This window comes from Streptomyces sp. NBC_00028 (assembly GCF_045041065.1).
In the GTDB taxonomy this organism is placed as follows: Bacteria; Actinomycetota; Actinomycetes; order Streptomycetales; family Streptomycetaceae; genus Streptomyces.
The window spans coordinates 9,281,310-9,303,053 of sequence record NZ_CP108293.1; the positions used below are offsets into that span (position 1 = coordinate 9,281,310).

General features: G+C 74.3%; 13 protein-coding genes. 4 read left to right on the forward strand and 9 right to left on the reverse strand.

All coding sequences use genetic code 11. The annotated features are described in order from the left end of the window. Nucleotides 1-20 precede the first annotated feature (20 nt). The 8 genes from OG885_RS42105 to OG885_RS42140 all read right to left on the reverse strand — a co-directional run bounded on the left by OG885_RS42105 (nucleotide 21) and on the right by OG885_RS42140 (nucleotide 16,703). Complete coding sequence (locus OG885_RS42105) at nucleotides 21-1,922, reverse strand: hypothetical protein (protein ID WP_405741784.1); 1,902 nt, start codon at nucleotides 1,920-1,922, stop codon at nucleotides 21-23. Beyond that, nucleotides 1,919-5,440, reverse strand: coding sequence for a vWA domain-containing protein (locus OG885_RS42110; protein ID WP_405741787.1), 3,522 nt, complete (start codon nucleotides 5,438-5,440; stop codon nucleotides 1,919-1,921). Before OG885_RS42110 ends, OG885_RS42105 begins: the two co-directional genes overlap by 4 nt. Further along, nucleotides 5,437-6,597, reverse strand: coding sequence for an AAA family ATPase (locus OG885_RS42115; RefSeq protein WP_405741790.1), 1,161 nt, complete (start codon nucleotides 6,595-6,597; stop codon nucleotides 5,437-5,439). Before OG885_RS42115 ends, OG885_RS42110 begins: the two co-directional genes overlap by 4 nt. Nucleotides 6,598-6,732: 135 nt before the next feature. Continuing rightward, on the reverse strand, nucleotides 6,733-11,640 hold the full coding sequence (locus tag OG885_RS42120; protein ID WP_405741793.1) for a DNA-binding protein: 4,908 nt from the start codon (nucleotides 11,638-11,640) through the stop codon (nucleotides 6,733-6,735). Further along, on the reverse strand, nucleotides 11,637-12,503 hold the full coding sequence (locus tag OG885_RS42125; protein ID WP_405741796.1) for a DUF4132 domain-containing protein: 867 nt from the start codon (nucleotides 12,501-12,503) through the stop codon (nucleotides 11,637-11,639). The genes OG885_RS42120 and OG885_RS42125 overlap by 4 nt, the downstream gene beginning before the upstream one ends. A 290-nt stretch (nucleotides 12,504-12,793) precedes the next feature. After that, entirely contained in the window at nucleotides 12,794-13,285 is a 492-nt protein-coding gene (locus OG885_RS42130; protein ID WP_405741799.1) for a hypothetical protein, read from the reverse strand. An 86-nt stretch (nucleotides 13,286-13,371) separates the two neighbouring features. Continuing rightward, entirely contained in the window at nucleotides 13,372-15,417 is a 2,046-nt protein-coding gene (locus OG885_RS42135) for a DUF1996 domain-containing protein (protein ID WP_405743134.1), read from the reverse strand. A 200-nt stretch (nucleotides 15,418-15,617) separates the two neighbouring features. Then, entirely contained in the window at nucleotides 15,618-16,703 is a 1,086-nt protein-coding gene (locus OG885_RS42140) for a DUF5937 family protein (protein ID WP_405741801.1), read from the reverse strand. A 98-nt stretch (nucleotides 16,704-16,801) separates the two neighbouring features. Here OG885_RS42140 and OG885_RS42145 point away from each other — a divergent pair, with 98 nt between their 5' ends. From OG885_RS42145 to OG885_RS42155, 3 genes are all read left to right on the forward strand, one after another. Beyond that, nucleotides 16,802-18,109 (forward strand): MFS transporter, encoded by a 1,308-nt coding sequence (locus OG885_RS42145; RefSeq protein ID WP_405741804.1) that lies wholly within the window; start codon nucleotides 16,802-16,804, stop codon nucleotides 18,107-18,109. After that, nucleotides 18,099-18,587, forward strand: a complete 489-nt coding sequence (locus OG885_RS42150) for a DUF5709 domain-containing protein (protein ID WP_405741807.1) — start codon at nucleotides 18,099-18,101, stop codon at nucleotides 18,585-18,587. Before OG885_RS42145 ends, OG885_RS42150 begins: the two co-directional genes overlap by 11 nt. 279 nt (nucleotides 18,588-18,866) lie before the next feature. After that, nucleotides 18,867-20,120, forward strand: a complete 1,254-nt coding sequence (locus tag OG885_RS42155; RefSeq protein ID WP_405741810.1) for a sulfite oxidase — start codon at nucleotides 18,867-18,869, stop codon at nucleotides 20,118-20,120. A 17-nt stretch (nucleotides 20,121-20,137) separates the two neighbouring features. Here OG885_RS42155 and OG885_RS42160 read toward each other — a convergent pair whose 3' ends face one another. Then, nucleotides 20,138-21,208 carry a Glu/Leu/Phe/Val dehydrogenase dimerization domain-containing protein gene (locus OG885_RS42160; protein WP_405741812.1) on the reverse strand — a complete coding sequence of 357 codons (1,071 nt, stop codon included), beginning with the start codon at nucleotides 21,206-21,208 and terminating at the stop codon, nucleotides 20,138-20,140. 79 nt (nucleotides 21,209-21,287) lie between these two features. Here OG885_RS42160 and OG885_RS42165 point away from each other — a divergent pair, with 79 nt between their 5' ends. Beyond that, the gene (locus OG885_RS42165; RefSeq protein WP_399962355.1) at nucleotides 21,288-21,743 is read left to right on the forward strand and encodes an Lrp/AsnC family transcriptional regulator; all 456 of its coding nucleotides are present in this window, start codon (nucleotides 21,288-21,290) and stop codon (nucleotides 21,741-21,743) included. Nucleotide 21,744 lies beyond the last annotated feature (1 nt).

Below are 21,744 nucleotides of genomic sequence, written 5' to 3' on the forward strand. Positions count from 1 at the left end.
GGGGATCGACGGCCGCGTGCTCACCCCACGGCCGGGGGATCGACGGCCGCGTGCTCACCCACGGCCGTGGCAGGCTGCCACGTCGCCTCCACCAGGGCCCGCTCCGTGCCGGTCAGATAGACGGCCGCGGCGAGCCATGCCCGCGCGTACCCGTCCGGATCGGACTGCCGGGTCCGACCGAACACGTCGCGGCTGCGCCGGTCGGCCTGCGCGGCGAGCGCGTCGGCCAGGTCCGCGGCCGTCCGGAAGCCGCTGCGGCGCAGGGCCGCGGCCCCCGAGGCCCGGTCACCGTCGCGCGCGGGCTCGGCGGCGGCCCGGCGCCCACCGGACACGGCGACCTCGACCAGCCGCCGCAGCCGCCACAGCGGCGCCTGCGCCACCGGGTCCGGCGGGAGCTCGGACAGGCCCGTCACCGGCGGCAGTTCGTCGGCCGGCGGGAAGTGGACGCCTTCGAGGCGGTCGTAGCCCAGATCGGCGTGCCCCCGCCACTCCGGCGGCAGCCGCAGGGTCGCCGAACCGTCCGGCAGGGGGCCCACCGCGAGCGGTCGCAGCGTCGCCGCGCGGTCGGGGTCGAGACGCCCCACGACCCGCAACCGCAGCCCCGGCCGCGAGGCCAGCTTGCGGAAGTTGACCGCATGGGCCAGGCCGGGGTGACTGTTGGCCGGCACCAGCCGGATCAGCAGGCCCTCCTCCGTGGCCGCCCCGTCGGGCCGCACCTCCCGTGCGAACAGGTGGTCCTCGTTGGCTCCTACGACGACCAGGTCGCAGCCGATGAGTTCCTCCGCCTGCTGCCCCGACCGCTCCGGATCGGTCGCCGTGCCACTCGCAAGCCGTGCCGCCGCGGTCTCGGCCAGCGGTCGGGAGAAGAGGCCGCCGAGCGGGTCCGACGTCCAGGACAGACCCGGCACCGGAGTCGCGCGCACTCCCTTGCCCGCGCCGAGGCGACCGTCCGGGGAGAGTGTCGCGCCGGAGATCAGCAGCCCGCCCCGGGAGAGCTGTGCGTGATCGAGGCTGCCGGAGCCGAGTGCGACGGTGGCCGTGGCGGCGCCCCGCGCCCGGGAGGGGCCGCCGGGCTTGACGTCGGCCACGGAGAACCAGCGCCCGTCGTCGGCCAGGACATGGGTGACGACCCCGCCGTAACCGGTCGCCGAGATCACCGGCTCCCGGCACACCCCGTGCACCCGCAGCCCACCGCCGGGCCGGTAGGCGCGCCGCGCCGTGCCGACCAGGGCCGGGTCGGGGTCGGCGGCGGCCAACAGGCCGCTGGTGAGGAGCAGTTCGCGCAGTGCCGCCACCAGGTCGGTCAGCCGGTGCCCGTCATGACGGGCGCGGGCGGCGCGCACCGCCCGGACGACCCGCAGGGCGGCGGCCTCCGGTCGGTGCAGCCCGGCGAGCCGAGCGGTGTGCGCGGCCCGGAGCAACTCGGCCTGGGGCACGGCGCCCGCCCCGGGCACCCCGGCGGCCAGCATCGCCGCGGCCGCGGCCCACAGCGCGGTGGCGGCCGTCACCTGCGCGGGGGTCGGCCCAGGGGCGGGTACGTCAGCTGCCGCCGCCGGGCCCTCGTCCCCCTCGGGCGTCCCCATCTCGCCCTCCTGGCAGGGGGAGTTGGGCGTCTCGGCGACCGTGTCCGGGTCGGCCACCGGAGCGGCACCGAGGACCGCCGCGCGATGCAGGCACCGGGGCGCGAGCAGACAGCTGCACCGGGCCTGATCGTCGTCCGTGACCGCGCCCGAGGGTCCGGGCATGAGCGTGACCTCGGCGTCCTCACCGCAGCGCACACGCCGCAGGCCGTTTTCGACGGTGACGGGCAGCGCCGTGTACGCCTCGATCGTGGCGTCCAGCTTCTTGCGCAGCCGGGACGTGAGCTGTTCCACGGCGGCGGCGACCATCTCGGGTGCCACGGGAGGCAGTTCGGTGTTCAACGGGTCTCTCCGCGCAGACGGTCGCCCACCCAGCGGGCGAGGGCGAGGGGGCTGAGGGCGGCGACCGGCATACCGGCCGCGACGAGCTGCCGGGCCACCGGGACCGAGTAGCGCGGGGTGCCGGTGTCGTCGAGGGCGGCGCAGCCCATCAGCTGCACCCCGGAGTTGGCGAGGGCGCGTACCTCGCCGAGGAGTCCGCCGAGCGGATACCCCTCCTCGAAGTCGCTGACCACCACCACGAGGGTCCGGCTGGGGACGGTCACCAGGGACCGGGCGTGGGCCAGGCCCGTCGCGATGTGCGTGCCGCCGCCGACCCGCACCTCCAGCAGCAGCGACAGCGGGTCGTCGACGCGGTCCGTCAGATCGATCACCTCCGTGGAGAAGGCGAGGAAGTGCGTGCTCAGTGTGGGCACTCCACCGAGGACGGCCGCGGTGAGCGCCGACCAGACGACGGACGCCTCCATCGATCCGGACACGTCGACCACCAGGATCAGCCGCCAGTCCGCCTCCCGGCGGGAACGGGTGCTGAACACGGGCCGCTCCGGGACGATCAGGGTGCGGCCGTCCTCCGTCCTGCGGGCGTGGGCGAGGTTCGCCCGCAGGGTGCGCGGCAGGTCGATCCGGCCTCCCGGACGGCGTGTGGGACGCGGGGTGGCCAGGCCCGTCAGGGCCGGACGCAGACGGGTGGCCAGTTCCTTGGCCAGCTCGTCGACCAGCCGGCGCACCAGCGGCCGCAGCCTGGCCAGTTGCTGCTCGGGCATGCCGCCGGCCAGATTCAGGACGGACGTCAGCAGGTCGACCGAGGGGCGCACGGCCTGCGGGTCGAGCTCGGTCAGGACGTCGGTGCGGCCCTGGTCGGCGGCTCGGGCCAGGACCTCCTCGCGGACGTCGGCGCCGAACAGCGCGTCGAGTTCCTCGGACCATTCGCGGGCGGTCGGGAAGGACGCGTCCTGTCCGCCGCCCTGTCCGCCCTCGCGGCCGAGGTCCGTGGAGCCCTCGCCGCGTCCGGTGCCGTACAGCTCGTCGAGCGCGTGCGCGTAACGGCGGGCGTGCTGCGGGAGTTTCTCGCTCTCGCGGCCGAGCAGCAGCCGCCAGCGGTCGGTCGGCGTGAGGTGGTGGGCCGAGGAGGGAGGTGGCGTGGCCGGTGTGTCGCAGGCCTTCGGCGCGGGCCCGTCCTCCGCCGTGGGCAGGCTCGTGCCGAGGGGCGGGCGCAGCGACTCGACCGTCCGGCGGCCCGCCGCGTCGGCGGCCGTCCACAGCGCGAGCAAGCGCGGTGAGGCGCCGAGCGCCAGGTCGAGACGGTCGCCCAGACGCTCGGTGACGGTGTCCAGGAGCCGGTCGCGGCCGGCCGGGCTGAGGGTGTCGAACCCACCGCGCAGGGCGGGCAGTCGGTCGAGGAATGCCTGGTCGGCGAGTGTGTCGACGCGGTCCATCAGGGGGTCGAGCGCGGTCGGCGCCGACTGCAGCAGCGGGGCCGCCCCGCCGAGCAGGCCGACGAGACGGCGGCTCAGCGCATGCCGCTGGTCCGGCCCGGTGGCGGTGTCGATCCAGCCGGCGGCCCGGGAACCCAGGGTGTCCGCGTCGTCCAGGTCGAGCAGGACGCGGGCGGCGAGCGCGGCTCCCTGGACGAGGGGGGATCCGGTGCGCGCGAGGTCGTTCAACGCCTCGTCCATGCGCAGGCCGAGCCGGTGTTCGCCCGCGCGTGCGGCGAGGGCGATCAGGGCGCCCGCGTCCTCCGGGTCGTCGCTGCCCGCGAGGCCCGGCAGGGAACGTACGGCCGACTCCAGGAGTTCGGCGGCGAGTTCGGCCGCTGACCGCCGGCTCTCGGGTGTGGTGCCGGGCAGATGGCCTCGGCGCAGCGCCTCCAACAGGTCGAGGGCGGTGAGGAGTTCGGGAAGGGTGCCGCAGGCGGGGAGCACCTCGGCGGCGTCCGCGAGGCGCTCGGCGACCAGCGCGGGCAGGTCGCACCGGGCGGCGCCGCGGAGCCCCGCGAGGACGAGGGCGCTGGTGGGGCCGCCTTCCGCCGACTCCCTGCGGAAGGTCTCCCGCAGGGTGCCCTCGGCGGCCAGGGCCGCGGTGACGCCACGGATGCCGGCCAGATCCAGCCGGACGGGCACGGCAGGGGTCCACGCCAGCCGCCAGCGGGTGGTGAGCGCGGCCCCGTCGCCCGTACCGGACACCTGGACCGGTTCGCCGTAGCCGGTGCCGCAGACGGCGAGGCGTTGGAGGAGGATCTCGCGGCGGCCGTCGAGGGCCGAGCGCAGCGGGTCGAGCCGTAGTTCGCGCGCGGCGGGCTCGTCGGGTCCCGGCAGTCGCAGGGCCGCGAGTTCCGCCTCGACGGCCGGGCCGAGCCCGGAGCGGGGCGTCCCCGGGGCGACCCGGCCCCGGTCGGTGCCTACGAGCACCGTCTCCAGCGCCTGGGCGAGGGCCCGGCCGCGGCCCAGGGGCTCGCCCTGGCCCAGCACGGTCGTCAGCGCCTCCAGCACCTCGCCGCGGCCGGGCGCGGCGAGCCCCCGCAGACGGGCCAGGTCGCCCGCGACCCGTAGGGTCTCCCGGGCCTCGCCGGTGCCGGCCACGTGCCCGGCGGCACGCAGCTCCCGGCACACGTCGGTGATCGCCCGAGCGGCGGCCTCGTACAGGCGCTCGGGATCGCCCGCGGCGGTGAACACCGCCTGCTGCCAGCGCGGATCGCGGATGCCGGCCGGGTATCCGGAACGGGAGTCGAGCAGGTCGAACGCGTAGGGCACGAGTGAGGTGACGACTGAGGGGTGCGCGTCGTCGGGGGCGGGCGCGCCCGGTGCCGATGCCTCGGCGGCATCGACGGCCAAGGCCGGTGCGTGGAAGGCGCCGACGACGGCCGCGACCCGGCGCCCATCGCGCGCGGCGCGGGCGATCGTCTCGCGCATACGGGCCTCGCGGGCAAGGTCCACCGCGGGCACCCCGCCCGTGGACTCGGCGTCCCGGCGCAGCGCCCAGCCGACGCCCAGGGCGGCCCGGCGTACGGCCTCGGGGGCGCACCCCGGGGCGAGGACCTCCACGGCGCGGTCCCACATGTCGTCGCCGTCCCGGCCGGTTCCGGCCGCGGTGAGCGCCGCCGCGAACGCGGTGGGCGCCTCGGCGGCCGGGACGCGGGCGTCGTCCCCGGCCGGCGTCTCGCTCCAACGCGGGTCCGCCATCGGCAGGTCGCAGCACACCACCTCCACCCCGCGCTCCCGGGCCCAGCGGACCGCGGCGAGTTCGGGGGAGAAGTCGGCGAAGGGGTAGAAGCCGAGCCGTCCGCTGTCACCGGCCCCCGCCAGCGCGACCGGTGCCACGGTGCCGGGAGCGCCGAGATGGGTGAGCCAGGGCTGGAAGTCGGCGGGGAGTTCTATGCAGACGACCTCGGCGCCCGAGGCGTCCAGCAGGGCGGGCACCGCGGCGGCGAGCGCCGGGCTGTGGTGCCGTACGCCGAGCAGGTACGGCGCCACCGAGTCGGCGAGGGCGGTGAGGGCCGCCCTCGGTTCCTGAACGCGTGTCACCGAAGGTTCTCCCGCAGGTCCCAGAGCCGGCGCCAGGTCGCCGACCCGTCCTCGGCACGGCGGCGCACCGGACCGTCCCAGTAGCCGAGCAGCCGCGCGTGGTCGGCCGGGTCGTCCTTGCGGACCACGCCCAGCAGATGGCCGGGCACCAGGTCGAGCGAGTCTCCGCCCGGCAGGTAGGCGGCGGCGACGCCCAGGGAGGCGGCGACCTGCACCGCCTCGGCGGTGGACATCACCGTGCCGGGACGCTCCACGTCCCAGCCCTCCACCGAGCGTCCGGCCCGCAGGTCGCGGAAGACGGTGACCAGGACGTCGAGGACCGCGTCGTCGACGCCGAACGCCGCGCCCGCCCGCTCGACGGCCGCCGTGGCCTGCCGCTTGACGAGGGCGGTCTCCGCCTCGACGTCCGCGATCGGGTGCACGGTCTCGAAGTTGAAGCGGCGCTTGAGGGCGGCGGACATCTCCGACACCCCGCGGTCGCGGAGGTTGGCGGTGGCGATGACGGTGAACCCGGGAGTTGCGGCCACCTGGGCGTCCTCGGTGCCGGACAGCTCGGGCACGCTCATCCGCCGGTCGGACAGGATCGACACCAGCGCGTCCTGGACCTCCGGCAGACAGCGGGTGATCTCCTCGACGCGGGCCACCTGTCCGGCGCGCATCGCGGCGAGCACCGGCGAGTCCACCAGCGCCTGCGGGGTCGGGCCCTGGGCGAGGAGCAGGGCGTAGTTCCAGCCGTAGCGCAGCGCGTCCTCGGTGGTGCCCGCGGTGCCCTGCACGGTGAGGGCGCTGGTGCCGCTGACGGCCGCCGACAGCAGCTCGGACAGCATCGACTTGGCGGTGCCGGGCTCGCCGACGAGCAGCAGACCGCGCTCTCCGGCGAGAGTGACCACGCACCGCTCCACCAGGGCGCGTTCGCCGACGAACTTGGGGGCGACGACCAGCTCGTCCGGCAGCTCGGGGTGTGCCTCGGGCAGCTTGAGGGCCTCACCGCCGCTGCCGCACACGAAGGTGATCACGGCGCGGGGCGTCAGCAGCCAGCCGGGCGGACGGGGACCGTCGTCGTGGGCGGCGAGGAAGGCGAGTTCGGTGGCGAAGCGTTCTTCGGCGGGCAGGGTCTGCCGGGGCGGGAGGGCCGTCGCCGTGTCGGTCAGGGGCATGGAGGTCCTTGCTCGATGGGTCGGTCGGTGTGGGTGTGGGTGCGTGGGGTGTGCGTGCGTGGGGGATGGGGGCGCCGCCGCTGAGCGGCGCCCCGTGAGGTGTCGCCGGCGAGCGGCGTCCCGTGTGGTGTCACGTCAGCGGCGGCGTGAGCGCCGCGCCTTCTTCAGCTCATCGAACCGGGGAGCGTCACCCTCCTGGACGCGCTGCCAGGCCCGGCGGTACAGGTCCGCGGCCGGTGCGAGCGGCACGATGAGGCCGAACGGCGTGTGCTCGGCGGTCGTCTCGCCGAACAGCGGCAGTTTCCAGCGCTCCAGCGGAACGCGCGGCGCCGACTGCTCGGCCCAGCCGCCCGGCAGGAACAGGGACCGTCCGGCCCGGGTCCGGGTGGCCTCGACCACGAGGTCGCCGGCGGCGAGCTCGGCGCGCGCAGCCTTGAGCCGAGCCGGCTTCCAGCCCGTCCAGCGGGCCGTCATCCGGTCGGTGGGGTCGGGCATGGCGAGCAGCATCAGATAGAGCGTGGCGGCGTCCTCACCGAGGCCGTACTCCTTGGCGGCCTCCGTCACCAGCTCGGGATCCGAGCGGCTCGGGTCCTGCGGCCACCACGTGCCGTCCTTGTCCCGGGTGCCCGCGATCGGCTCACCGGGGTCGGCGAGGAGGGCCGCGAACGCCTGGTCGCGGACCAGGCGCAGGGCCACTTCGGCGGCGTAGGGGCGCTGGTCGTCGACGCGGACCGCGGGCAGGTACGGGTCCTGGCCGGCCTCGTCGAGGAGGTCGACGCGCAGGCCCGGGGCGGGCTGGTCGTCATGGGTGGCGAGGACGACCGCGCCGTACCGTTCGAAGCCCGGGCCGGTCTCCGTGGGGGTGCCCGCGGTCTTCCGGAAGTCGGGCAGGCTGATGTAGCGGCCCAGGTCGAGCATCAGCCCGGGGTGGGCCAGCCGTTCGCGCAGCGCGGTGAGCGCCGGGGGCAGCGCGGCCCTGACCGGGTCGCCCGCGGGCAGCCGGTGGGCGAGCCAGGAGACGAGGCCGACAGATCCGGTCAGCGTGTCCGCCGTGAAGCCGTCCTTGTCGTCCCCGACGGGCCGTACCCGGTCGCCGCTGACCGCCCACTTCAGGTCGCGGCTGAGCTGGGGGGAGGCGGACGGGTCCAGCAGCGCGGGCAGCGCCTGCCGCACCGGCCAGGACGTGTGCCGGAAGGCGCGGACCGCGTCGCTGAGCAGTTCCTCGGGCACGGCCACCCGCTTGCCGACCTTGTCGTTCCATACGGCGGCGGCAGCGGTCACGTCCGGTCCCTCGGTCCACAGGCGGGCCGGTTCGGCGGGCAGCAGCGCGCCGACGACCGCGGCCCGGACCGCTCCGTCGACGCCCCTCAGCTCGTCCTTGGCGACCGCCGCCGGGGCGACCTTCACCCCGATGTGGGTGCGGGCCTCGGTGCTCAGGAAGGTCCGCTGGTAGCCGTCGACCCCCGGCAGACCGGCGACGACCAGCCGGGCCATCGTGTCGGTCACCCCGGTCAGCCGGGCGAACTCCTCGGCGGCCTCCGGGAACCAGGGCGCGGGACCGCGTGCCGCCAGCTCGGTCAGGAAGGCGCCGAGCCAGGCAGCGTCCGACCCTTCACCGAGCGGCGTCGACGACAGCGCCCGGTAGGGCTCGGGCGTGTCGAACCGGCCTGCTGGGTCGTGGAAGTAACCGCTGAACGTGCCGCCGTCGTCCTCCAGCGAGCGGCGTCCGGTGACGGCGAGGAAGGCGCCGTCGGCCAGCGGGAGCAGCCCGTTCCACGAGCCGCCGCGCCAGTCGCCCGCGGGTGTGCGCAGCGGGGCCGCCGGCACGTGCAGGGTCACCTTGCGCCAGTGGGCGGACGCGGCCGGGACCAGCCCGAGGCGGTCGAACTCGGCGAGCAGGGTGCGCAGTACCTCACGGTGCTGCTCGGTGGTGGTGCCGGAGGCCGCCCGGTAGGCCAGGGAAGCCGTCCGCTCCAGCAGCGACTCCAGGTCGGGCTGGCCGGTGGGCAACGGGTGACCGTCGAGGTGGAGCCGGGCGTCCGCCCGCTCGGGGAGCGCCGCCCCGGTGAGCCCGGCGGCCCGGGCCAGGACCCGCAGGGAGCGGAAGGCGGTGTCGGCCTCGGAGTCGCCGTTCCACCAGTAACCCCGCGAGGTGCCCAGTCCGTTCGTCGCCTCCAGGAGCAGAGTGTCCGCCGGGCCGGCCGGACCCTCGTCCTCCATGTCGCCTGCGAGGGCACGGGTGAGCCGGGTCGCCGCCGCGTCCAGCACGGCCTGCTGTCCCGCCGCGTAGCGCGCGACTCCGGCGATGCCCTTCACGAGTGCCTCGTGCGTGACGGGAAGGAGCGCCCGGACCGCGTCGGGCAGGGCCTTCTCGTCGTTGTCCGCCGCGGCGGCGAGCAGGGCCGCGGCCGTCTCCGGTTCCATGGCCCGCAGCGCCTTGGAGCCCTCCGGGTCGCGCGCGGTCAGGCACTCCCAGTACTGCACGGGCGGCAGCAGCAGCGTGCCCTCGCCGAAGACTCCGGGGGTGCGGTCGGTCTTGCCCCAGGCGGTCACGACACCGTCGGCGTCGACCAGTTCGAGCTGCCAGTTGTTGCGCACCACGGCGGTGGCCCGCTCGGCGCCGGGGAACATGACGACCGCGGTCGGGCGGCCCGCCTGTGCGGGCACGGTGACCGTGTGCCCGGCGAGATCCTCGGCTCGCCGGGAACCGTCCGGCAGCTCCACCACCCGCAGGCCGGTCAGCCCGTTCACCGGTGTGCAGACCGGGGTGGGTCCGGCGGTGGGGGCGGGGCGCAGCCTGCCGCCCGCGTAGCGGCTGCCCTCGGGCGCGTCACGCAGCGCGTCGGCCAGGAAGGCGGGCCTGCTCATGCGGCCGCGTTCGTTGGTGGCCGGGTCGTACTCGTACCAGCCGCGCGCCTCCTGGTCCTCGGAGTCCGCGTGCCAGACCCAGTACGAGGAACCGTCGAAGAGCAGCGGCCGTTCGTCGGGCAGTGTGGTGTCGCCCGCGTGCAGGACGCCGCGACCGGTGGTCCGGCCGCCATCCGCCAGGGGCAGCGTGATCGGGAAGTCGCCCCGGTACCAGTCCATCTCGGTGCCGCGGGTGCGGTGGGAGCCCTGGAGGGATTCGACGCGGTCGGCCCGGGAGTGCCAGTAGCCGCGCAGGCCGTCCTTGCGGGAGTTCCAGTAGACGAGGAGTTCGCCGTCGACGTGGTGGAAGCCCGGGTCGCCCGCCACGTCGTTCGCGGGCAGCCGCAGGTCGTGGGTGAGCAGGGTGCCGTCGGCGCCGATCACCCGGGCCTGGGCGCCTCCCGCCACGACGAGGTGGGGCCAGGCGTCGGCGACGATGACGTCCTCCACCCGGTCCTTGGGCACGAGCGCGGCCGTCGCCTCCTCCCAGGCGGGCCAGCCGAGTTCGTCGAAGAGCCCGGCCCGCAGGGTGCGGGCCAGCACCGGCGCGAGGTCCGTGCCGACCGCGGCCCGGACGTCGTCCTCCGCCAGCGCCAGCGCCTCGGCGGGCAGCCAGCCCAGCCGGTTCAGCGCGTTCGGCAGCCCCGGCAGACCGACCGCGGTGAACTGCCCCACGACCGAGCTCACCCACTCCGCCAGCCAGGGGCGGCCGCCGGGGGAGGCCGCCAGCAGGCGGATGGCCCGCAGGCCCTGGTCGCTGTTCTGGAACCGGTCGGCACCCTGCAGGAAGGCGTCCCGGAACCGGACGTCGGCGCCGAACAGCACCAGCTCCCGCTGCCCCTCGCCCATGGCCCACGCCATCAGCGGCAGATACTCGCCCTTGCCGGGAGCGGCCACCGGCACGTCCAGCGACAGCAGCAGATCGATCAGGTCGATGTCGTGCAGCACCCTCAACGCGCCACCGGACGCACCGAGTTCGGCGCGCAGCCGGTCCGCGGCCCGCTCCACCAGCGGATACAGCTCCGGCATCCGGGTGGACTCGCGCCAGGACCGGGCCCGCTCGCGGAACGCCAGGAAGCGCTCCAGCCAGCCCGCCGTGCCGTCACCCGGCCGCTCCTCCGCGGGCAGCGCACCGTCGCACAGCCCCGCCGTCGCCCCGGACGCCTCCAGCACCTGGAGCCACATCGCGGGCAGCTCACGGTCCGCGCCGGCGGGCAGCATGTCCAGCAGCACGCCCCGCACCCGTCGTTCCCGCTCCGCCAGCGCCACCAGGGCCGTCCGATGCCCCTTCCACCAGCCGGCCGCCGCGCGCAGCGTCGCCGGCAGGCTCAGCAGCTCGGCCAGGTAGTCCTGCTCCGCGCGGTCAGCGTCCTGACCCGCGGCGCGGGCGAGCCGGCGCAGGTCGTTCGCCATCTGGGCGGACGGCGGCAGACCACCCGCGGTACGGCGCAGACACAGCCGGGTGAAGCGGCGCAGCGCCTCCTGCGGCGACACGCGCGCGGCCAGCTCCTTGCCGTACGCGGACAGCACCTTGACCGGCAGCGCACCGGCCAGCGCGAACTCCAGGAACACCGCGTCCAGGCGCTCCTCCTCCACCGTCAGCCCGTGCTCCGCCTCGGCCTTGCGGGCGCGGGTGAACAACTGGGCGGCGTAGGTGGCGTTCTCCTCGGCCAGGAACACCCGCCCGGCCTGCTCGTAGAACGTGGGCAGGAAGTGCGGCACCGCCGCGGCCAACCGCTGACCGAGCTCCAGATAGGCGTCCAGGGCGGCCTTCGGCCGGGACTTCGCCTGCCGGGCCGCGCGCTCCAGATCCGGTACGACGCCCAGGGCGTGGTGGCCGTCCTCGGGGTGGTGCACCAGCACCCACTCAGGGAAGCCCAGCGACTGGCGCAGCCCCAGCCCCACGACGGCCGGCTCGGCGTCCTGCTCCATACCGAGGAACCCGGCGGCCAGGTCCTCGGCCGCGCCCAGTTCACCGGCGACCAGGCGCACCACCACACGGTCGTCGAGCCCCGGGTGGCGATAGGTGCGCGCCGTCAGCGGCACCGCGCGCTCGCCGGCCCCCTCGACGTCCGGCGGCAACACCGCGCCCGCCGACAGCAGTTCCTCGTACGACACCTGCGTCCCCCCGCTCATGCGTTCTTGCCTTCCTCGATCACGCGCCCCGCGTACAGCGCCGCGGCCATCCGCATCCCCTCGGACCAGGCCACCGGCCCCACCTCCCGCAACGGCAGGGCCCGCCCGTCCTGGTCCTGCCAGGTGAGGCTGCCGGTCTCCACCGTGTCCTCCCAGTACGGCTCCCCGATCCACACCGAGGCCTCGACGGTGCGCCCGCCGTCGCGCACCCGGGCCGTGGAGTAGCCCCCGGAGACGCGGTAGCCCAGCGAGCTCGCGCGGGCGGCGAGGGCGAAGCGGGAGCGGAAGGAGCCGCCGGTGAACTCGCGTATCTCGGTGGCCTTCGGATCGAGGTCGGCGGGCCGCTGCCAGGTCGCGCGGTGGATCTGCTCGACGCGCTGGACGATCCCCAACTCGGCCGCGAACTCCCGGATGTCCTCCAGGTCCGGCAGCAGCACCGGGTGCGGCAGGGTCACCGTGCGCGGCGACAGCCGTACGGTCTCGCCGTCCAGGTTCACCACCCGCAGCTCGCCGTCCTCGGTGGCCCCCCGCAGGAACCCGACCTCGTCCGGGTCGTCACCCACCACGGCCATGTCCCGCAGCGCGGACTGCCAGGCCTCGTCCGGCCACACCCGGGCCAGCAGACCGGTGGGCACGGGCAGCGACGACACCATCCAGGCGTCGACCTGTGCGACACAGGCCGTGGCGTGCCGATCCAGCCATTCGGCGAACCGCCGCAGCCGGTCCACCTCCGGGTGGTCACGCAGTGCGCGCGGCAGCGACTTCAACTGCCGCCCCGCCGCCCGCCCCGAGGTGGCACGCGCCGCCACCCGCCCGTCCACCAGGGCGACTTCATACCCGTCACCCGCCGAGAGCCAACCCACGAGTCCCCGCCTTCCGCAACAAGACAGCAAGAAGAAAGCACAGTTCAACCGGGGACATCCCGGCGCCAGTGCGACGATGCGAGGAACGTTAGCGGCGATCACTGACAATCGGTTCCGCAGGCCGGATTCCATGCCTCGACAGAGGATCGCGGAGGCGGGGACGAGCGCGTGCGCGGGAGGCTGCGGGCGGGGTCAGTGACGCTCTGCGGGGGCCGTGCGGGGGCGTGCGGTTTCAGCCAGGTCGAGACACGTCGGTCGAGACAGTAAGTGAGAGCGTGCCCCCGGCGCGGTCAGGCGGTGTGCTTGTACATCGCCAGGAGGTAGTGGCGGCCCGGGTGCGGCACCTGGTCGTCCCGGCCGCGGAGGCCGAAGACCGCGTACACGTCGGCGGGCCGGGTGAGGATGCTGGACTGCTTGCCGAAGGTGAGCCTGTCATTGAGGTGGCGCTCACAGCCCACGGCATCCAGCGCCGCGAGCAGTTGCTCACGGTCAACGGTGGACGTGTACGACTCCGCGTCGGGCAGGACGAGTTCGGGCAGATGGGCGGTCGATCCGGGGCACAGATTGATCGAGATGCCGCTCACCGCACGCCGGGTGACGTACAGGTTGAGCCCTCCCCAGGCGTACGGGTAGCCGTCGATGTCGGGCCCCTTCAGACGGATGGCCGGATGCGGACGCCCCGGACCGAGGAGATCCTCGGCCTCGGTCAGGGGCATTCCGCACTCCAGGGGCCCGATCCGGCCGGTGCGGGCGAAGCCGGTGAGCACGTCCATCAAGGTCATGCCGGCGACTGTGCCAGCTCCCGCGGCCTGCCCGCACTCGGATATCGTCCCCGCGTCGCTCAGTGTGCCGGTCGACGACTGAAACCTCACATGTAACGGCGCCTGGTGCGTCGCAGGAGCACGAACCCGGAGATCAGGAGCACCGCTCCCGCCGCGGCGGGCCACAGCTGGGTGCCGGTCTCGGCGAGGCTGCCCCCGCCGCCCTGCGGCTCGGTCTGGGACTCCGCCGGAGGCTGCGTCACGACACCGGGCGACACGGTCTGGGAGGCGGCGGGGTCGCTGTCGTCCTCGGGGGACTGTGTGGCGGGCCGCTGTGTGGCGGAGGGCGAGGTGTACGTCTTCGGCTGGTCGGCGCCGGGCGCGGTGCTCTCGGCAGCGGTCGGCTCCTCGGCGGCCGGCTCTTCGGCGGTCGCGGTCGGCTGCTCCTGGGGCTCGTCGTCGGAGCCGCCGTTGTCATCGGAGCCGCCGTTGTTGTCGCCGCCGGAACCAGGCGCAGGGGCGGTGGTGTTGTCCCCGCCGGACCCCGGCTCCTGGGTGGCGCCGTCGTCCGAGCCGTTGCCGTCGCCGGTGTCACCGCCGCCGTTGCCGTTGTCGCCCCCGCCGTTTCCGGGCTCCTCGCCTCCGCCGTTGTCGCCCCCGCCGTTTCCGGGCTCCTCGCCCCCGCCGTTCTCGCCGCCACCGTTGCCCGCGTCACCCGCGCCGCACTGCCGGCCGTCGTTGATGCAGCCGACCATCTTGGTCATCAGGTCCTCGTCGAAGACGTTGATGAAGTCGCCGTGGTCGGTGACGGGCTTGTGGAGTTGCTCGGGGAAGGCGTCCACGGCGAACAGCGGCGTGGTGCGGCCGCCGTCCTGAAGGCTCGGTGCGTCGATGTCGTAGACGATCCGCTGGACGAGTTGCGGGATGGCCCGGAAGCCGGCCGGGCAGGCGCCGTCGAGCTGGGCGAAGGCCACATGGGTGCGGTGGTTGGCGCTGTCGATGTTGCGACCGTCCCAGCAGCTCTGGAACTTGAACGTCCGGACCACGTCACTGCCCTGCGGGCACAGCGGGTACTTGTCCTTCAACTGGCGGTCCTCGAACCCGGTGCAGCTCCAGGACGCGTTGGCGTTGGCGGTGCCGTTGACGAACGCCTTGGCGTCGCCGGTGATGATGCGCAGCAGCCGTGGCATGGCCGTGACCTTGCTGTTGGGGCTGCCGACAAAGGTGAGGGTGACCTCCTTGGGCGTGACGATCTCGCCCGCGTTGCCCTCGATGCCGCCGCCCGGGGCGCCCGCGTCCTGCTCCTGGGTGCCGTTCTGCAGGCGCACGACGGGCCAGTAGTAGGAGGACTTGTCGCCCTTGTCGACGCAACTGGTGTCGCCGGCGGCCAGTTCGTTGTCGTCGGCGAAGGCGTTGTTGGCCTGGTTGCCGACGTAGTCGTGGAAGTGGTGGGCGCCGTTGGAGACGCCGGGGGCCACGATCACGTTGTCCGAGTTGAACAGGCCGTTGGCGTTCACCCCGCAGCTGGTGACGAAGGTGCCGCTGGAGGCGTCGGCGCCGGGGTTCGGGGCCTGCGCGGCGGGCGGTGCGGTCGTGATGTCGGCGTAGTCGGCGGCGACGGGTCCGTTGCCGGACTGGCCGCCGTTGCCCTGCTGTTGACCGTCCTGGCCGTCCTGGCCGCCGCCTTGGTCGCCCTGACCTTCTTGGCCTGCCTGACCTTCCTGGCCCGCCTGGTCCCCGTTCTCCCCACCGGTGGCCTGGGCTTCGGGTTCGCGCAGCGTGCACGTGGCCAACTTGTCCAGGCCTTCGGGGCGTTCACCCGTGCGGTCGAGGGCGGCGGCTATGCGCTCGATCGTCGAGGCCCGGTTCTCGGAGAGCGGGTCCACGATCTGGCTCTGGGCGGCCTCCCGGCCCTGGACCGCAGGGTTCTGCAACGCCTGGTAGGCCTGCGCCGTCTGCTGGTCCAGCTGGGCGAGTTCCTTGTCGACGTCCGCCCTCGCGTCGTCGGGGACGCTGGTCAGCGCGTCGCCCACGTCCGGGCAGTCGATCGTGCCCGCTCCCCAACCGTCGTCGGACGACAGGGTCGTCGGAGAGGTGTCCTCGGTGGCGGACGCGTACACGTTCGCGGCCACCAGGCCGCCACCTCCCAGCATGAGAGCCACGGCGGCGAAGGTCGCCCGCCGTGCACCTGTCGGTCGTCTGCGCTTGCTGCGTCCCACGGAAGTACTCCTGCGCGTGTCGTCCGTTCCGGGCATGGAAATCCCCCGGCCCCATACGGATGCGGAGCGACCTGTGTTCAACCGCCTCGGAAATTCACAGCACCCTCATATGCGATCCGGGGCGTTCAGCATGGTCAGCGCAGTACCGCCGCCAGCAGATCGGTGCCGAGGGCCGTCAGGTCGGGCAGGCTGAGGGTGTGGCGGACGTAGCGGCCCTGCCGGCGGGCCGTGAGCAGGCCCGCGCGGCGCAGGACGGCGAGGTGCCGGGAGACCTCCGGGCGTGACAGGTCCCAGAAGTGGGCCAGCTCGCTGGTGGTGTGCGGGCCGCGGGCCAGCGTGCGCAGCAGCCGCAGTCGCACCGGATGTGCGAGGGCCTCCAGCCGGAGGGTGACCGTCTCCAGGGAGACGGGCTCGGCCGGACCCGGTGCGGCGACGGGGTACTGCACCACCGGATGCCACCCGGGCGCGTGGACCGCCACCAGGTGCGGACGGCCGAAGACGCTGGGGATGAAGGTGACCCCGGCCTCGCGGGCGGTGGTCGCCTTGTCCTGCACCTTGTCCACGATGATGCAGTCGCCGTCCGCTGCCAGGGTGATCGCGCCGGAGACCGAGGCGAGGGCCGCTTCGACGCCCTGACGCCTGAGCAGTTCGTTCTTGAGCCGCAGATCGGCGGCGAGTTGTACGGCGACACCCGCCCAGGCGCCGTCGAAGAACGCCTCGGCGCACTCCTCAAGGGTGTGGCGCACCCGTGCCCGGACCGCGGCCGGGTCCGCGAGCAGCCGTTCCGCGAACGCCTCTTGTAGAGCGCCGCGGGCCTGCGCGACGTCCAGGGCCCGCTCACGCGCCGTCGGGTCGGTGAGCGGTGAGACGCCGGGGAAACGGACCCGGCTGCTCCCGCAGGTGGTGACGAGCGCGGCGGTCACATAGGTCTCGTCGTCGATCAGGTCGACGGCGTCCAGCTCCTCGGCGAGGGTCGGCCTGGGCCGGGCGGGGATCAGGAAGTCCGCCTGTGAGGAACGCCAGAGGAACTCCGCCTCCCTGAGCCGCTCGGCGAGCTCCGGCCGCAGCCCGGCCCAGACCTCACCGGCCCAGTCGGCGAACTGCGGATGGTGGCCGGGCTCGGCCAGCACATGCAGCATCGCGGTCAGTTCGGCCAGCGGCGAGGCGGCGAACCGCAGCCGTTCGGAGGGCAGCCCGCTGATGTCGATCCTCAACGTCACCCCTCATTCTCACCGGTCGGCCGGGCGGTGACGGCGCCGGTTGACGGTATCCGTCAACCGACATGGCGGAGCGGGCGGTCGGCCGCACCTTTCACTCCATGGCAACCACCCCCAAGATCCGCCCCCGCGCTCTCGTCCGTGCCTCCGGCGGCCCCCGCTACGCCGTCGCACTCGCCGTGGACGCTCTTGGCACCGGCCTGCTGCGGCCCTTTCTGCTGCTGTACGGGGTGACCGTGCTGAGGCTGTCCGCGCCGGCCACCGGCGTCGCCATGACGGTCGGCATCGTCGTAGGGCTTGGGTGCCTGCCCGCGGTGGGCCGATGGCTGGACCGGGGTGCGCGCAGCACGGTCGTGGCGGCGTCGATGCTGGTACGGGTACTGGGCGTGGCGCTGCTGCTGGCGACCCCGGCGGGGCACGTCCAGTCCTTCGCGGCGGCGGCGCTCTTCCTCGGCGTCGGCAACCAGTCCTGGCCGGCCGCCCACGCCGCGCTCGTGGCCACCGTCGCCCAGGGCCGGGACCGCGACGCCGCTCTCGCGGCGGGCCGCGCCCTGCGCAACGCCGGCCTGGGCGTGGGCGCGCTCATCGCCACCGCCTGCCTGGCGGGCGGCACCACCGCACTGCGATCGCTGGCGGCGGTCACCGGGCTCGCCTATCTGATCGCGGCGGCCCTGGCCTGGTCGGTCCACCTGCACGCCCGTCCGACCGTGGCCCGAGGCCAGGCTCCGACCCGATCGGCCCCCGCGCAGCCCGCGCCCCGGATGCGCGCCCTGCTGGCCGCCAACGTGATCTACGTCTTCTGCCTCAACGTCCCCGAGATCGCGCTGCCCCTGGTCCTGGTGACCCAGCTGCACGCCACCCCGGTGTGGCCGGCGGCCGTCTTCGTGGCCAACACGGTGCTGGTGGTCACGCTCCAGGTCCCCACGACCGTCCTGCTGTCCCGCTACTCCCGGCGCACCGTGCTGGCGCTGGCGGGCGTGGTCCTCACCGGGTCCTACCTGGGCTTCCTCGCGGCCACCTCACTGGACCACGGCTGGGGCGCCCCCGCCGTCGCCGCGGTCTCGGTGCTCTGCACGCTCGGTGAGATCGTCTACGCGGGCAGCGCCACCGCACTCGTGACCGTTCTCGCCCCGGAGCACGCCCTGGGACGCACTCTCGCCCGCTTCGAACTCTCCACGGGCCTCGGCCTCGCCGTCTCCCCGGCCGTCATCACCGCCCTGGCCCCGCACGGCCCGGCCGCCCTGTGGGGAAGCCTCGCCGCGGCGACCCTGCTGTCCGCCACCGCCGTCGCCACCGAGAGGGACCACACGGAGGTCTCCCGTCGCGGAGCAGGTGTGACGCCCTGGGTACTCGGTACTCCCCGCAGACGGAAAGACCCAGCACGTCCCGGAGGCGATCATGAGCGATGAGTACATGGCGGACGACGTTCACCAGCCCACGGGCGGCAACGAGGAACAGGAGGACGCCGCTCCGCTGGATCTTCAGGACGCGGTGGACGAGCGCACCTACGACGACATGCTGGACGAGGGCTACTCGCCGCCGGAGAAGCCGCTCGGGGTGACGAAGCCGGGCACCACGGCGGCCGAGCAGCGGGAGGGGGAGTCCCTCGACGACCGGCTGCGCCAGGAGGTCCCCGAGGTGACGGAACCGGCCGGGGACGGGATCGGCGACGTACCGGAAGGAGAGGGCGAACCGCTCGACCCGGAGGCCGGGGAAGACCGCGCCGGCCGGCTGCTGGCGCCGGACGAGGGCGTGCGCGAGGACACCACCAAGGAGCTGGTCGCCGAGGACGAGGGCATCGACGGCGGCGCGGCGGGCGCCGAGGAGGCGGCCATGCACGTCGTACGGGAGGACCGGCTACCGTCGCCGGACGACCAGGAGGACTGAGCAGGAGGACACCGGAGCCCGAGCCGGAACCGGAACCGGAGCCGAAGTCCGAGACGAGGCCGTCTGTTTCCTCGTACGATGGTTCGCATGGTCCTCAGCCGACGCCGCCCCGCCGTTCAGCGGTCCCGCGCGCTTCTCTCGCTCGGCTGTTGTTGATCTTCCCCGTGTAACGACCGGGCCGAACAGGCCGGTTGGCACTTCGTCACGCCTTTTCTTCAGTCGCGCTCCTGCTTCCGTCCTGCTTCCGTCCTGGCCGTTCCCGTGAAAGGGCACACCTCCATGCGCACACCCGAATCCGCCTACGACCGTCGCAGACTCCGGCAGTGGCTGGCCGGCGAGGCCCGCGCGGACGGAGTCTCACGGCGGGACATGCTGCGGCTGCTCGCCGCGGCCGGCGGTGCCCTCGCCGTCCCCGCCGGGCTCAACACCCCTGCCGCGGCGGCGACTTCACCGGGGATCGTCAAACCGTTGCCGGACGACTGGTTCACCGTGCGCGGCACCAACGCGGAGACGCGGTTCGCCGCGCTGGCGGACACCGGCTATCACACGCCCGTCGAGCGCTTCTTCGTCCGCAACCACACCTCCACCCCGGTCCTCGACGCCGCCGACTGGACCCTGACCGTGCACGGCGACGGGCTGGTGCACGGCCGCGGCGTGGAGTTCACCCTCGACGACCTGAAGCGGCTGCCCGCCGTCACCCGCACGGCGTTCGTGGAGTGCGCGGGCAACGGGCGCAGCCTCTTCACCTCCCAGCAGGGCCAGACCGTCACCGGCACCGCCTGGACCCTGGGCGCGATCGGCACCGCCCGGTGGCGTGGCGTGCGCCTCGCCGACGTGCTCCACCGCGCGGGCCTCAGCCGCGCCGCCGTCGACGTGCTGCCCCGTGGTCTGGACGCCGACTACGTGACCGCCGACGGCACCAACCTCGGCCGGGTCCGCCGCCCCCTGCCGCTGTCCAAGGCGCTGGACGACGTGCTGCTGGCGTACGAGATGAACGGCGAGCCACTGCCGTACGACCACGGCCATCCCGTACGGGTCCTCGTGCCCTCCTGGATCGGGATCGCCTCGATCAAGTGGGTCGGCGACATCGAGGTGTCGGCGCAGCCGCTGTACTCGCCCTGGAACACCGACTTCTACCGGCTGTTCGGCGACGCCTACCCCCCGGGCGGCAGCGCCCCGCTGACCCGGCAGACCGTCAAGAGCGCCTGGGAACTCGCCTGGGGCGCCGGACTCGCCGCCGGGCAGGAGCACCGGCTCACGGGCCGCTCCTGGTCCGGGGCCGGCGGCATCGTGCGGGTCGACGTCAGCACGGACGGCGGGACGCGGTGGCGGCGGGCGCGGCTGCACGACACCGCCCACCGCGACGGCTGGGTCCGCTGGTCCACCGACTGGCGTCCGCCGGCGCCGGGCTCGTACAGCCTGCTCGCCCGCGCCACGGACAGCGCGGGCCGCACCCAGCCGGACACGGCCGTGGCGAACACCCAGGGCTATCTCTTCGACGCCGTGGTCCGGCATCCGGTGACTGTGGCGTGACTTCCCGGCCTCCCCGGTCAACGCCGGGGCGTGGCCGGGGAGTTCACCGCCCCCGCCTTCGTCAGGCGGGCCTCGGCGAGCTCCCGGGCGGCCCGTAGCGGGGTCACGCCCGTCGAGCGGGCCAGCTCGAGGACGTGGCTGACGGTGTCGCCGATCCCCTCCACGCGCCGGTACGCCGCCTCGTGGCCGCAGCGGTCCGCTTCCCGGGCGAGCGTGTAGACGATGCCGCCCGCGCTCGCGACGTAGTCCGGGATCCACACGGCACCGTGCCGGGCGAGGGCGTCGGCGACGGACTCCTCGGTGAGCTGGTTGTTCGCGGGGCCTACGACCAGGGGCGCGGCGAGCCGGGGCACGCTCTGCTCGCTCAGGACCCCGCCCACGGCCGCCGGGACGAGGATGTCGGCCGGTACGGACAGCGCCTCGTCGGGCTCGACCCAGCCGAACCCGGCGGCCAGCGCGGCGTCCTTGCGGGCCGGCGCCACGTCCGACACCAGCACCCGAGCCCCCTCGGCGGCCAGCCCGGCCGCGACGCCGCCCCCGACCGATCCGAAGCCGCTGACGACCACCGTGCGGCCGGCGCAGGACGCGTCGCCGAAGACATGCCGGGCACCGGCGTGCAGGGCGGCCAGTACCCCGGTGGCGGTGGGGGCGCCGGAGTCGCCGGTCCCGCCGTGCTCCTCGGGCGCGCAGTACGCGTACGGCGTGAACCGCCTCAGGACCATCATGTCCCGTGGCCCGGTGCCGATGTCGGGGCCGGTCCGGTACGACCCCTGCCAGGAGGCGACCAGTTCACCGAGGTCTTCGAGCGCGGCCTCGCGCAGGTCCGGGGTGAGGTCGGTGTCCCGGCCGAGGACGATCACGCTCTTGCCGCCGCCGAAGTCCAGTCCGGCCACGGCCGCTTTGTAGGTCATGGCCTCCGACAGGCGCAGGGCGTCGGCGAGTCCGTCCCGCCAGGTGTCGTAACGGCGCATCCGGCACCCGCCGACGGCCGGTCCCAGCGCCCGTGAGTGGACGGCGACGATGATCGGCAGCCCGGACCGGGCACCGCGGCGGACGACGACCTCTTCATGGGTGAATGCTTGGCTCATGGAGCCGAAGCTAGGCTCGTGCACGGCCCAACCGGCCTTCGGCCGAAGGAAATTCGGAATGCGACGCGTGGAGGCAGCCATGGACGAAGTTGATTCGGCGATCGTGCACCATCTGCAGGTGGACGGCCGGCTCTCCAACCGCGCGCTCGCCGAGAAGGTCGGCATCGCGCCCTCCACCTGTCTGGAACGCACCCGGCTGCTCCAGCGGCGCGGCGTCATCGAGGGGTTCCGGGCGCAGGTCTCCCTGCGCGCGCTCAACCGGCCGGTCCAGGCGATGGTCGCCACGCAGATCCGGCCGCTGCGCCGCGATGTCGTGGCCGCGTTCGAGCAGTCGGTGACCCGGCTCCCGGAAGTCGTCTCCGTCTACACCATGGCCGGCAGCGACGACTTCCTCGTCCATGTCACCGCCCAGGACATCGACCACCTGCACGCCTTCCTCCTGGACCAGTTCACCGACCGCCGCGAGATCGTCGGCTTCCGCACGTCGATCATCTACCAGCACCTGACCAACCCGGTCCTCGATCCGCTGCCGTGAG